Below are 14273 nucleotides of genomic sequence, written 5' to 3' on the forward strand. Positions count from 1 at the left end.
AAAATGAAAAAATTAGGTTTGGTGTTTTGTTCCGCAGCATTGATCGGATTGCTCTCTGGATGCGGGGGAGGATCTTCAAGTGAGGGAGATGGAGAGTCGTCAAGCAACCAGTTAAATGTGTTAGTGGTAAAGCATGGCTTGACGCAAAAGAACAAAGATATTGAGTGGTTGAACAAACTAGAAGAAGAACTTGAGCTGACCATTAAGTGGGAGGAAGTTTCCGCTGATTGGGATCAGAAAAAAGCCCCAATGTTGGCTTCTGGAGATATTCCCGATTTGATTCTGGGACCAAATGTTGTGACGGATGCGGAATTTGCGAAGTTTCCTGGCTTGTTCACCGATTTATCTGATCACTTAGATGCCCTGCCAAATGTTCAAAAGATGTTTGAAGAAAAACCAGAAACAAAAGCACTTGCTACTCAACTGAATGGAGAGATCTATGGCTTACCAAAATACCAACGTTTTTGGCCTAAATCTGCTTCTCGTCAATATATCAATCAAACGTGGCTGGACAATCTTGGGTTAGACGTACCTGAAACATGGGATGAACTATTCGAAGTGTTGGTCGCATTCAAAGAAAACGATGCGAATGGAGATGGGGATGCTAGCGATGAAATTCCAATGGATTGGAGTCCAGTTGGAACCGGCGGTTTTGGCTATTTCCAACCAATGCAGCTTTTAGCAAGTACGGGTATCGTTGTTTCTGAAGGAGGAAATACCGGCTACTTTGCTGAAAATGGACAGGTAGGCAACTTCTTTGTTGATGAGCGTTACAAAGAAACAGTGGAATTTTTGAACAAGTGCTGGGAAGCTGGCTTGATTAATCCTAAGGCTTTTTCTCAAGATTATAGTGCCTATCAGTCCACTGGTAGAGGAGAAGGCGAGACGGCAAAAGTCGGTTTTACTTGGGGCTGGGAAGCTTCAGACCGATTTGGTAATCAGTTAGCAGATCAATATACATCAATGGCACCATTGATTCAAAAAGCTGGAGTGGAACCGACATGGAGCTATGAAACCTCGCTTAATTATGGGGTAAACTTTGCCGTTGTTTCCTCTCAAACCAAAAATATGGACGGAGCCTTAAAATTCGTCAATGCGCTATACGATCCAGAAATCGGAATCCAAGCATTGTTTGGGTCATTGGGCACTAACATCGAAAAAGACGGGGACACTTACCGCGTCTTGCCACCTGCAGATGAAAATGTCGATCCAGGGACATGGAAGTGGACAACAACTTGGGCGGACAATAGTCCAATGTATATTTCAGACGCTCTTGATGTCGAACTTGGCGCAGATATGAAAGCGAATGAGGTCCAAGATGAAGTGTTGCATCCTTACGTGGATAAAATCGTTCCTGAAGAACAAGTAGTACCATTCAATCTCTTGAAATTTAGTAATGAGGATGCCACAACACTAGCAAACAACAATACAACGATCCTCAATGAAGCAATGACAAAATTTGCTAAATGGGTGACAAAAGGCGGCATTGAAGATGAGTGGGAGCAATATGTCACAACCTTGCAAAATAGCGGCTTAGATCAAAATATCGAGATCGTTCAAAAAGGATTTGATCAATATTACGGGAATTAAGTGAGTGGTGAGGCTGGTCAGAGTTGAGTAAAGCAATCGCAAGTTCATGCTTGAATAACAAAGACCAGCCATTTACCTAAATCTATCAAAGGAGTGAAGATCATGGACACAGTTCTCGTGAAAAAAAATAATCGGCTACTTTCTCATTTCAGGCGACAATGGCAGCTATGGTTGATGGTTTTACCGGCATTAGCGATCATTTTGGTTTTTAATTACATACCAATGTATGGTATCCAACTAGCATTTCGGGAATTCGATTTTACGAAGGGACTCACTGGTGGCGAATTTGTCGGTTTCAAGTATTTCCAACAATTTTTCGAAAGCCCGATGTTCCAAACCGTGATAGTCAATACGTTGCGGATCAGTGTGACAACGCTGATTTTTGGGTTCATTGCCCCCATTTTATTGGCATTGATCATCAATCAAATCAGAAACCCTAAAAGAAAAAAAGTCATGCAAACTGCGGTTTATTTACCTCACTTCATTTCTACGGTCGTGATGGTAGGGATATTGCAAGTCTTTCTTTCACCAGAAACAGGTGTTTTAGTCAACCTCTTGAACTTGGATTCTTCTGTCAACTTAATGGGGAGCGACAGTATGTTCGTGCCCGTCTATGTCATTTCTGAGGTTTGGCAGCACTGTGGCTGGAACAGCATTATTTACTTAGCGGCACTTTCGAGTATCGATACGCAACTCTATGAATCAGCAGATATCGATGGCGCCAATCGTTTTCAAAAAATCCTCCATGTTGATATACCAGCATTAGTGCCAACGATGGTTATTTTGTTGATTATGAATATGGGTGGGGTTTTAAATGCTGGCTTTGAGAAGATTTTCCTGATGCAAAATAGTTTGAATTTGAGCGTCTCAGAAGTCATTTCTACGTATGTGTATAAAATTGGGATCTTAAACAGTCAATTTAGTTATTCAACAGCGATCGGGCTATTCAATAACATCATTAATTTTCTCTTTTTAGTTTTAGCAAATGGTCTTTCGAAAAAATACACGAACCGTAGTTTATGGTAAAGGGGTGGCTATATGAATCTATCACTAACAAACAAACCTAAATCAGATCTTCTTTTTAACCTAGCGATCATCATACTTTGCTTGAGTCTCTTTTTGATTGTCGTCTATCCGCTCTTTTTTGTCGTCATCGCTTCAATTAGTGATTCCAACATGGTTTCTAAAGGATTAGTCACACTCTTTCCTAGGAATATCAGCTTTTTTGGTTTTGAAAAAATTTTACAAGATGCTAGGATCTGGACGGGCTATCGCAATACCTTGATTTATACGTTAGGAGGAACGGCGGTCAATTTAATTTTTACTTTGCCCGCAGCTTTTGCCTTATCGAGAAAGGAATTTAAACCTCGAAAACTTTTGATGTTTCTCTTTACCTTTACGATGTTTTTCAATGGTGGCCTGATCCCTACGTATTTACTTTATCGAGATGTGGGGTTGATCGATAGTATGTGGGTCTTTATTATTCCCTCAGCAGTCAATGTCTATAACTTGATCATTGCAAGAAGCTTTTTTGAGACAAGCATTCCGGATAGTCTCTATGAAGCAGCCGCTCTAGATGGTTGCTCCTATGCAAAATTTTTTGTTACTGTGGCGCTACCGCTATCCAAAGCAGTCATTTCTGTGGTGGGTCTTTACTATTTGGTCCAACATTGGAACGATTTCTTTACAGGACTCGTATTTATTCGCGACTACGAAAAACAACCTTTACAGATCGTTCTGCGAGATATTTTATTATCAAATCAAGCATCTGCAGGTGGTGCGGGCGCTTTGGGTGATGGCTACGGACAACAATATGCAGATCAGATCAAATATGGCGCCATCATTGTTTCGACCTTACCGATTTTGGTGATCTATCCTTTCCTACAGAAATACTTTGATAAAGGAGTCATGATTGGTGCAATGAAAGGGTGAGTACATGAATAAGCTAGTCGATTTACATGTGAGCATTGGGAAAAAAGGCTTACTGTTATTTCTGTTGCATTGCTATTGGCTGCTGTTTACCTTATTCGGCTTAGTTCTTTTCGGACTATTGCCAGCAACCAATGCGGTTTACGAACTTTGCAATGATGAAAAATATCAAGAAGCAAATGCGATAAAATTGTTTCAGTCCTTTGCAAAAAGCTTTCGTAAAAACTTTTGGAGAATGAATCGATTAGGACTCTTTATCCTTCCTTTAGCAGCCCTTTTTTCGATTGACTTGATGCTAATGAGACACTATGTCTTTACCGAAGCCGATACAACCGTTTATTTGTTGATCCAACTTCTGATAGTGATTAGTCTCCTTTTTCTAGCCAATCTCTTTTGGTTTTTTCAACACGAACGAGCTTGGAAACCCATGCTTAAAAAAAGTTTGATTCTAATGCTTGGCAAACCTGGATTGACCGGTCAAATTTTCGTCCTTATGGTCGGGATCAGCTGTTGCTACTACCTACTACCGGGTTTATTCTTCGTATTTGGTGTTACACCGCTGGTTTATTTTCAACTTAATTTGTTTAAACAAAAAGATGCGTATGTCTTTTTACCTGAAAAAAAGCATACGACTGTCTAAGCTCGTACATTTACCATAAAATCTCAAAATAAAAGAATAGGAGAACGAAATGAAAGAATTCGCATTAAACAAGATCCAGCTCACGGACGAGTTTTGGCAAGGATACCAAGAGCTTGTTCGCAAAGAAACGATTCCTTATCAATACCAAGTCCTAAATGATGAAATCGATGTAGATGTTCAAGCAGAACGGGAAGATCCCAATTTGCCAGCTGGGAAAAGCCATGCATTGGCGAATTTTCGCATCGCTGCAGGGCAAATGGAAGGGGAACATTTTGGCTGGTTTTTCCAAGATAGTGATGTCTACAAATGGATCGAGTCGGCTGGGTATAGCTTGTTGAATACTAGTGATCCGCAATTGGAAAAGACAGTAGATGAAGTGATTGACTTAGTTGCTGCTGCGCAAGAAGCGGACGGCTACTTAAATACCTTCTTTCAATTGACCCGACCGAAGTTAAAATACCGTCAGCTGTATTTCAGTCATGAACTTTATTGTGCCGGGCATCTAGTCGAAGCGGCTATCGCTTATGATCAAGCAACAGGCAAGGATAAATTACTGACCGTGGCAGAGAAAAATATCGCCAATATTTGCACGTATTTTGGGCGGGAGCCTGGAAAAATTCAAGGTGCTGATGGCCATCAAGAGATCGAATTGGCTCTGGTGCGTTTGTATGAATACACTGGTAAACAAACCTATTTGACATTAGCTGATTTCTTTCTTGAAGTACGTGGGGAAGATCCTGCCTTTTACGAAAAAGAAATTTTGAAAAACCAAGCGGATGGCTTATCAGATGAAACACCAAGGGTAGACCTCACCTATTTACAAGCCTACGATCAACCTAAAAAGCAGCATGAAGCCAAAGGTCATGCGGTACGAATGCTGTATATGGCAAGCGGGATGGCAAAAGTCGCCCAGCATACCCAAGATCAAGAATTAATTGATGCTTGCGAAGCGATCTGGGAAGACATCGCCTGTAAGAAAATGTATGTGACCGGTGGCGTCGGCTCAACCGTTCACGGGGAAGCCTTTGTCGGTCCCTATGATTTGCCAAATGATACGATGTATTGTGAAACTTGTGCAGCCATTGCATTGGTCCAATTTTCTTTTGAGCTGTTCAAACTAACCAATGAACCAAAATATTTAGCGACGATGGAACGAGCGTTGTATAATAGCGTCCTTTCTGGTGCGGCAATTGACGGCAAACACTTTTTCTACGTGAATCCTTTGGAGGTCAATCCCCAACGAGATCAGGAAAATCCTGGCAAAGGCCACGTCAAAGCTCAACGACCTGATTGGCTCGGTTGTGCGTGTTGTCCGCCGAATTTTGCGCGGATGGTCGCTTCGCTGCAGCGCTTGGTTTACACTTGCGATCAAGAGAAGCTTTACGTGAATTTATTTGTAGCAAGCCGTTTAGAAGAACCTGATCAATTTACGTTTGAACAAACGGGCGGGTTTCCTTTTACAGAGGACCTCACGATTCGCTATCAAGGCATTCCAAAGACGCTCATCATCCACAAACCTAATGGACTAAGTAAGTTTCAAATCGATAGTGAACACGAATGGCAGGAGACGAACGAGGCAATCATCTTTGAGGCAGTCGAAAACGTGACGGCCAATATCCGTTTTGAACAACCATTGCAAATCTTGCGTGCGAATCCTCAAGTTATTCAAGACATCAATCAAGTCGCATTGCAACGTGGCCCATTCGTGTATTGCATAGAAGAAGCCGACAATGGTCAAGCACTCTGGCGTTGCCGCATCGACCCACAGGCGCTGGAGGCGACCTTTTCGAAAGAGGATACGTTGTTGCCAACTACTTTACGCTTGGCGATCAAAGGCTACCAAAGCGAAGAATGGTCGGGAACAACCCTTTACGAAGAACGAGCGGAAACGGTCATACCTCGTACGTGGCAACTGATCCCATACCATTTATGGGGCAATCGGGGCATAGGCGAAATGCGCGTTTGGCTGCCGCTCGTTGGAAAGGAGTAAGAAGTAAGCAGGGCCAAAGAGCTTCCCTAAACGGAGGCTCTTTTTTTCTAAACTCAACCTTCTTGGATTTGTTGCATGATTTCTTTAATTTGTTCCTATATTCCGATCTTTGAAAGCGTTATCGTTTTAGTGTAGGAATGTTGGCGGATTTATGTAAAACAAGGAGGAAGAAGTGTGACAAGGAAAATCAGTAAAGTTGGCGCATCTTTGTTGGTATTAGCAGCGGCAACGGCAATCGGTGGCTGCACCCAAAGTGAGGCGAAGACAACTGGAAAAGTCGTTTACCAAGAAACAGCCAAAAGTACGTTGGAAAAAGCGATGGACAATCAACCGGAGTCGTCTTATTGGTTCCCAGAGGATTTGTTGGCATGGTCTTTTGAAAAAGATCCAGATGCGAAATACAATACTAGCGTTGTTCCATTAGCGCAGCGGGCAGCTAAAGAGACGTTGCCGAAGATGAATGACACGCAAACGGCAGAAACCAAAGTCGTGGCGCTTTCGATCATGAATAGCAGTACGAGCGGCAATGCACCACGAGGGATCAATACCTTTGATGCCAATGTCTTTTCTTATTGGCAATACATCGATCAATTGGTTTATTGGGGCGGCTCTTCTGGCGAAGGGATCATCGTACCGCCAAGTCCTGATGTGACAGATGCTGCTCATAGGAATGGCGTGCCGGTTTTAGGAACGATCTTCTTTCCGCAAACTGCCCATGGAGGGAAGTTGGAATGGCTAGATACGTTTTTAGCTAAGGATGAGGACGGCAATTTTCCGATCGTAGAAAAGATGATCTAAGTTGCCAATACGTATGGCTTTGATGGCTGGTTCATCAATCAAGAAACCGATACGGCGGTCACTAGTTTTGATGATGCAGCGGAAGGTGTCGAACAATCGGGGACTGATGGTAAAGGACTAAATGAAAGCCACGCCAAAGCGATGCAAGAACTGATCGCCCAATTCAAAGAACAAGCCGACGAGCATTTAGAGATCATGTGGTATGATTCCATGACGAGTGATGGGAAAATGGATTGGCAAAACGCTTTGACGGATAAGAACAAAGCCTATTTAGTGGATGCAGAGATGAACCCATTGGCAGATAGTATGTTCTTGAATTTCTGGTGGACCACTGACAAACTGGCGGACAAAGAGCTGTTGAAGGCCTCCAATGAAAAAGCCCGTGAAATCGGTGTCGATCCTTACGATCTTTTTGCTGGGATTGATGTGCAAGAAAATGGCTATTCAACGCCTGTACGCTGGGATCTGTTTACGGATGAAAAAGGCGTTCCTTATACCTCATTGGGCCTGTATGTGCCTAGCTGGACCTATTCTTCTGCTAGTACGCCGGATGACTTCCAAAGCAAAGAGAATGCTTTTTGGGTCAATAACACGGGTGATCCTCGGGAAAGCCAGCTGCCAGAAGCGACAGAGTGGCCTGGGATCTCCACCTATGCCCTGGAACAGACCGCTATCACAGAGCTGCCTTTTGTGACGAATTTTAGTCTGGGGAATGGCTACAACTATTTTATCGAGGGAGAAAAAGTGTCCAGCCGCAATTGGAACAACCGAAGCTTGCAAGCTGTTTTGCCGACCTATCGTTGGGTCTTTGATCATGGAAAAGATAATGATTTGGCTGTATCAATCAATTATGCGGATGCCTACAATGGCGGAAATGCACTGAAACTACGTGGACAGATGACAAAAGGTAGTACCAGTCACATGGCATTGTATCAGACAGCATTTCCTGTGACGAAAAAGACGAAGTTGACGACGACTGTCAAAGCAACGGTACCGACAGCTCTTGATTTGGTCGTGACTTTAGCTGATGGTTCAACACAAACGATCAAAGGAGACAAAGAGGTCGCAACAGACTGGACGACGATCACTTACTCATTGAAAGACATCAAAGGGGAAGTGACAGCGATCGGTTATGACATAACCACGAAAGAAACCAGTGATGTCTATGAGTTGAATCTAGGGCAATTAACGATCGGAGATCAGAAAGCGGAGAAATTCGCTGCCGAAGCATTGACGGTTGAGGATGTGCTCTTTGATGAAGAAGAGGGCAACTATGCGGGTGTCCGTTTAACGTGGGAAGCTGCCAAGGACAAGACAGCTGCGGTTTATGAGGTCTACCAATTGAACGATGACGGCTCACGCTCCTTCTTAGCAGCTACGCCAGCAACCAACCACTATTTGAATGCCGTTGAACGACCAAAAGGAACGAAAACCAAGTTCGCGGTGGTGGCAGTGGATCGCTATGGCAATCGTGGCAAGCTATCCGATACGGTGGAGATCACTTGGCCGAACAATCAGCTGCCAAAAGCAGCCTTTACAGCCTCTAAAACCTTAGCGGCACCGGGGGAAACGATCACCTTCACGAATACCTCATCTGCGAATGCCGAAGCATTTGAATGGACGTTTGAAGGCGGCGATATCACCAGCAGTACAGAAGAAAATCCCCAAGTGACCTATTCGGAACCAGGTACCTACAAAGTCACGCTTGTTGCCAAAAACGAAGCAGGAGAGACCCCTTTGGAAATGGCGGGATTGATCACGATCTCTGCTGATGCGCCAAAAGAGTTAATGCTGCTTTCAAAAGATGCCGAAGCAACTGCTTCATCGTTTGTCAATGATGCCGAAGCACCAGCTTTTGCCCTCGATGGTGATTTGAGTACGAAGTGGTGTGCGACAGGCAATGCGCCTCATGAGTTGATGATCGATCTCGGTCGACCGCAAACGGTCAGTGAAGTACGCCTCGCCCATGCGGAAGCTGGTGGAGAAGGCCCAGACATGAATACGCGGGCGTATACGGTGCTCGTAAGTGAAGACGGCAAAGACTATGAGCCAGTTTCGCGAACGTTGAAAAATGAAGCGGGCAATAGCACCAATACGTTTGCCGTCAAGAAGGTGCAATATGTAAAAATCAGTATCGATAAACCAACACAAGGAGCAGACTCAGCAGCCCGAATCTATGAAGTCGAAGTATACGGAATGGATAAATAGCAAAAAAGAGCAGGGCGTTAACCCTAAGAAGGGAAGCGGCTGAAGCGATACTTTCCTGAAAAATGACCGAACCAAAAAAGCCGTTGCGACTAATAAAAGGTCACAACGGCTTTTGCTTTTTCCCAATAAGTTTAGCGTGACGTACGGCTGGCTGGATCTAAGCGGCGTTCAATAAAGCTTAGCCCAAGATCCGTAATGATTGCCATCAAGGCAGTTGGTAAAGCACCGGCTAAGATGATCGATGCACCATCCGTCGCATTGGTTCCACGGATGATGATGTCCCCCAGTCCACCAGCACCAACGAAAGCGCCAATGGCGGTGATACCGATCGCCACGACTAAGGCGTTTCGAATCCCTGCCATGATCACCGAAACAGACAATGGCAATTCGATCATATACAATCGTTGCCAGCTAGTCATCCCCATCCCTTTGCCGACATCTAACGTATTGCGGTCGACTTGGCGCATGCCGGTATAGGTATTTTTGATGATCGGTAACAAAGAATAAAGAAAAATCGTTAAAATCACGACATTCACACCTAAGCCCATGCCGATCATTAAAATCGAGATCATCGCTAAAGATGGAATCGTCTGGATGATATTAGCGAAACGAATCACCCAATCTGCCAAACGCATTTTTTTAGAAATCAAGATCCCGATTGGAATCCCGACGATCGAGGCAAAAAGTACCCCGTAGATTGAAATCAAGAAGTGACGAATGAACTGGGCAAAAACATAGCCGCCATTTTCTTGAAAATAGAAAAGAAATTGTTGGAATAAATTCATGTCTGCCATTTCGTCACTCTCCTTCGAAGTAATTATTTTCTTCTAAGAAACGTTCGGCAACTACCGTTGGTTCTAGAAGGTCATTATCCACTTGGTAATTCAATTCTTGCATTTTTTCGGTATCAATTTTGCCTGCTAATTTGTTCAGGGCATCGCCGATTTCAGGTGTTTCTTCCAATAATTTGTCATCGACGATCGGTGCGGCATCATAAGGCGGGAAGAAGTTTAGATCATCTTCCAGCATCACGAGATCGTAACTGCCGATCCGGCCGTCGGTTGAGTACCCTAAAACGATATCCATTTTTCCGTTATCAACAGCATCGTAGACGAGACCGATCTGCATCGGTAGGATATTTTGGAAAGAGAACCCATAGACTTTCTGGAAGCCATCGTACCCATCGCCGACCCGTGTGATCCAAGCGGTATCGACCCCTGCAACTAATTGATCTGCGACATCTTTCAAGTCACTGACTTTTTCCAATCCGTATTTTTCGGCAGTGTCTTTTCTGACAAGAAAGACATACGTGTTATCAAAGCCGTAAGAAGGGAACCAAGTCTGTTGGTACCGTTGCTCAAATTCTGATTTGACTTTGTCAAAGGCGGCTTGTGGATCAGATTCTGGCTCCAACCCTAACGTCGTGGTCAAGTCAGTTCCTGTGTAGCGGGCAGCTGAGATCGACGCATCGCCATTCATCATCGCTTGGTGATTGATGGTCGTTGTTGCTAAGTTGTTAATGACGGTTGTGTTTTTATCCGTATAGTGTTCGACCATACCGGCAACCACCGCGCCAAGAATTTGGGCTTCGGAAGTGATCCCACCTGTGATCGCCACGGTATTCTCATCAGAAGTCGAGGCTAAACCGGGAAAGGAACAGCCGGACAGTAAAGCGACACTTAAGGAAAACAACAGCGCTAATTTTGAAGTTTTTTTCATTACGCATCCCCCCTTAAGGCAGCTGGTGTCAGTTTGTTTTCTAACAAACCCAGTAACCAGTCAGCTAATAAAGCAAAGATCGTCACTGGAATCGTTCCAGCAAAAATCAAAGGCGGTTGGTAATTGTTTAGTCCGCTAAAGATCAAATCACCAAGCCCACCGGCACCAATGTAAGAAGCCAAGGTAGCCCAGGCTAAAACATACACGGCCGATAAGCGGATCCCTGCCATGATCGTTGGGATCGCTAGGGGTAATTCCACACTAATGATCGACTGTAAGTTGGTCATTCCCATCCCTTTGGCAACATCGCGGTAATTCCAATCGACTTTTTTCATTCCAATGTAGGTATTTCGCAAAATCGGCAACAAGGAATAAATGAAAAGAGCGACGATAGCAGGGACTTTTCCGACACCTAAAATCGGGATCATCAATGCCAATAGCGCCAAAGAAGGCACGGTTTGCAGCGCACTGGTGATGCCGATCACGACCGTTGCTGCTTTGGGGAAACGGGTCAAGATCACACCGATCGGTACAGCAACAAGAATCCCTAAGAGCAAAGCCGCAAAAGAGATATACAAATGTTCAAGACTTTTGGTGACCAATTGGCCGCCATATTCATTAAAGAAGCTTTGCATGCGCTAGACCTCCTCAGTTTCTTCAGGTTTCGCCGACTCAATGGCTTCCATGATCGATGGCTCATCGCCCCAAATCACGTCATAAACGATATCAACTAAGGAAGCACGGGTCAAAATCCCGACTAAATGTTTGTCGGCATCTACTACCGGCACATATTTTAAGCCGCGTTTTAAAATGCGTTGCAAGGTATCTCGCAACAAGGCGGTTTCACGAACGAAAAAGACATCTTTGTTCAAGATATCGCCGACACTAGTAACTTTGCCACGGTTGCGGTCGATGGATTCGACATCGATGTAGCCTTTTAGCACGTTGCTATTGTCGGTAACTAGCAAGGTATCGACCCGTTTTTCCCGCATCAAGTGAATCGCTTCTTGTAAGGATTTTTCTGGTGTGATAGCGATCGGGGTATTCAACATCACGTCTTTAACTGGCGTCGTGTCAGGTTTTGCTTGCAACAAGCGGTCCTCACCGATCAACTCTTCCACAAACGGTGTTGCTGGGTGTTGCAGAATATTTTCTGGTGTATCAAATTGAATGACTTTTCCTTCACTCATGATCACGATGCGGCTAGCAAGTTTCAATGCTTCATCCATATCATGGGTAACGAAGACGACGGTTTTTCCAAGCCGTTCTTGCAAGTCTTTGACCAAATCTTGTAGGGAATCACGAGTGATTGGGTCTAGTGCGCCAAAAGGCTCATCCATTAAGATGACATCTTGGTCAGCTGCCAAGGCACGGACAACACCGATCCGTTGCTGTTGCCCCCCAGATAATTCGTTGGGGTAGCGGTCGAGCATTTCTCGCGGCAATTCCACCAAATCGATCATGCGCTCGGCAGTTTTGTTGCGTTCTTCTTGGCTGACTTTTAACAATTTTTGAACCAATGTAATGTTTTCCCGAATCGTCATGTGAGGCATCAAACCGATGCTTTGGATCACATAGCCGATTTGACGGCGTAATTCCACTGGGTTGATCTCTGTAACGCTTTTTCCATTGATCAAGATTTTTCCTTTAGAAGGATCCGTCATACGGTTGATCATCCGCATACAAGTCGTCTTTCCGCTACCACTTGTCCCGATGAAGCAAATGAATTCGCCTTTTTCAAAGGAAAGATTCACATCTTCAACAGCGACTTTACCACCTTTGTAAATTTTGGATACCTGCTGAAACTCAATCATGATGTCACCTCTATTTTTATTTAAGCAATCTGAATAATGGCTTAGAATCTGTACTAAGTATGCCGAAAAGTCCCTTGTTATTCAAATAATCTGCCCATTTTTTTCATAATTGTATAGACAAAACCGAAAATAGCGCTATAAGCAAGTCCAAATTAAGGAGCGATGCATAGAGAAAAGAAACGGCGAAGATCCCCCGTTATTTTTCATTGGGAAAAAGGGGGCTTTTTTGCAGAACGCCTTGGCAACAGTCTCTTTATTTTTTTCTAAGAAAGGGCAGAATAAAAAGCTGTTTTTTCAATTTTTATAAAAACATGCTAGAATAGAGAAGAATTTAGGGAAAGAGAGGAACAACATGCTTACAACTGAAGATTTTGATTTTGAATTACCGGAAGAACTGATCGCCCAAACGCCATTAAGCGATCGCTCAAGTTCCCGTTTATTAGTGGTTGACCGTGAGACTGGCAAATTTGAGGACAAGCACTTCTATAACATCATTGATGAATTGGCACCAGGGGATGCTTTGGTGATGAATGATACACGGGTATTACCAGCTCGTATCTATGGCGAAAAACAAGAAACAGGTGCCCATTTAGAAATCCTTTTACTGAATAATATTGAAGGGGATACGTGGGAAACCTTGATCAAGCCAGCCAAAAGAGCCAAAGTCGGCACGAAGATCACCTTTGGCGACGGACGATTAGAGGCAGTGGTGGAAGAAGAGCTCGATCACGGCGGCCGGATCATTCGTTTTCAATACAAAGGGATCTTTTTAGAGATTCTGGAATCACTTGGCGAAATGCCGTTACCGCCTTATATCAAAGAACGGCTAGAAGACCCAGACCGCTATCAAACGGTTTATGCCAAAGAAAACGGCTCAGCTGCTGCACCGACTGCCGGCTTGCATTTTACCCCAGAATTGCTGGAGCAGATCGCCGCAAAAGGCGTCAAGCTGGTTTATCTGACTTTGCACGTTGGTTTAGGAACGTTTCGTCCAGTGAGTGTCGATAATATCGCTGATCATGAGATGCACAGCGAATTTTACCGTTTGACAGAAGAAGCTGCCGCTCAATTGAACGAGGTTCGGGCAAATGGCGGCAAGATCGTTGCAGTCGGAACGACTTCGATCCGTACGTTAGAAACCATTGGGACTAAGTTTGATGGGCAAATCAAAGCCGATAGTGGGTGGACGAGTATTTTTATCACGCCAGGCTATCAGTTTAAAATCGTGGAAGCTTTTTCTACCAACTTCCATCTACCAAAATCAACCTTAGTGATGTTAGTCAGTGCCTTTGCAGGACGCGACCTAACACTTTCTGCCTACCAGCATGCCATCGATGAGCGGTATCGCTTCTTTAGCTTTGGCGATGCGATGTTCTTAAAATAAACAAAAAAACTGAGCGACGTAAGCGGCTCTTTAAGTTGAAACAATTTCTCAACTTTTAGAACTGCTTTTTTGTCGCCCAGCTTACTACTAGAGGAAGGTATAAGTGGTGGTCGCTTTTTGTGGTCCATGCAAAGCAATGTTTCTCGAAAATTTGTTTTCATTTACAAACTTACACATGTTTCGTGTATTCCGATACAAAAT

Annotated in this window: 10 protein-coding genes and 1 pseudogene; 7 read left to right on the forward strand and 4 right to left on the reverse strand. The window is 44.0% G+C overall.

Going from position 1 to position 14273, the window contains the following annotated elements; translation table 11 throughout:
• Positions 1-3: 3 nt before the first annotated feature.
• From IGI71_RS02395 to IGI71_RS02420, 6 genes and pseudogenes are all read left to right on the forward strand, one after another.
• A complete protein-coding gene (locus IGI71_RS02395; RefSeq protein ID WP_016609625.1) occupies positions 4-1590 on the forward strand; it encodes an extracellular solute-binding protein in 1587 nt (528 codons plus the stop codon).
• A 102-nt stretch (positions 1591-1692) separates the two neighbouring features.
• Positions 1693-2616 carry an ABC transporter permease gene (locus tag IGI71_RS02400; RefSeq protein ID WP_231472798.1) on the forward strand — a complete coding sequence of 308 codons (924 nt, stop codon included), beginning with the start codon at positions 1693-1695 and terminating at the stop codon, positions 2614-2616.
• A gap of 12 nt (positions 2617-2628) precedes the next feature.
• Positions 2629-3522: a carbohydrate ABC transporter permease gene (locus IGI71_RS02405; protein WP_231472797.1), complete on the forward strand. Its 894-nt coding sequence runs from the start codon at positions 2629-2631 to the stop codon at positions 3520-3522.
• 4 nt (positions 3523-3526) lie between these two features.
• Entirely contained in the window at positions 3527-4159 is a 633-nt protein-coding gene (locus IGI71_RS02410; protein WP_060792627.1) for a DUF624 domain-containing protein, read from the forward strand.
• A gap of 49 nt (positions 4160-4208) precedes the next feature.
• Positions 4209-6149, forward strand: coding sequence for a glycoside hydrolase family 127 protein (locus IGI71_RS02415; RefSeq protein WP_231472796.1), 1941 nt, complete (start codon positions 4209-4211; stop codon positions 6147-6149).
• Positions 6150-6323: 174 nt separating this feature from the next.
• Positions 6324-9155 (forward strand): annotated as a pseudogene (locus IGI71_RS02420) (endo-beta-N-acetylglucosaminidase).
• 131 nt (positions 9156-9286) lie between these two features.
• On the opposite strand, the gene IGI71_RS02425 reads toward IGI71_RS02420, so the two are convergent.
• The 4 genes from IGI71_RS02425 to IGI71_RS02440 are packed head-to-tail and all read right to left on the reverse strand — an operon-like array spanning position 9287 to position 12688.
• Complete coding sequence (locus IGI71_RS02425) at positions 9287-9949, reverse strand: ABC transporter permease (RefSeq protein ID WP_005227316.1); 663 nt, start codon at positions 9947-9949, stop codon at positions 9287-9289.
• Positions 9950-9953: 4 nt separating this feature from the next.
• Positions 9954-10874 carry an osmoprotectant ABC transporter substrate-binding protein gene (locus IGI71_RS02430; protein WP_231472794.1) on the reverse strand — a complete coding sequence of 307 codons (921 nt, stop codon included), beginning with the start codon at positions 10872-10874 and terminating at the stop codon, positions 9954-9956.
• Positions 10874-11509 carry an ABC transporter permease gene (locus IGI71_RS02435; RefSeq protein WP_016609633.1) on the reverse strand — a complete coding sequence of 212 codons (636 nt, stop codon included), beginning with the start codon at positions 11507-11509 and terminating at the stop codon, positions 10874-10876. The genes IGI71_RS02430 and IGI71_RS02435 overlap by 1 nt, the downstream gene beginning before the upstream one ends.
• 3 nt (positions 11510-11512) lie before the next feature.
• Positions 11513-12688, reverse strand: coding sequence for a betaine/proline/choline family ABC transporter ATP-binding protein (locus tag IGI71_RS02440; RefSeq protein WP_005227327.1), 1176 nt, complete (start codon positions 12686-12688; stop codon positions 11513-11515).
• 352 nt (positions 12689-13040) lie between these two features.
• Here IGI71_RS02440 and queA point away from each other — a divergent pair, with 352 nt between their 5' ends.
• On the forward strand, positions 13041-14072 hold the full coding sequence (gene queA / locus IGI71_RS02445; protein ID WP_010748742.1) for a tRNA preQ1(34) S-adenosylmethionine ribosyltransferase-isomerase QueA: 1032 nt from the start codon (positions 13041-13043) through the stop codon (positions 14070-14072).
• Positions 14073-14273 lie beyond the last annotated feature (201 nt).

The sequence above is a fragment of the Enterococcus sp. DIV1279b genome, assembly GCF_050531515.1.
Classification (GTDB): Bacteria; Bacillota; Bacilli; order Lactobacillales; family Enterococcaceae; genus Enterococcus_D; species Enterococcus_D casseliflavus.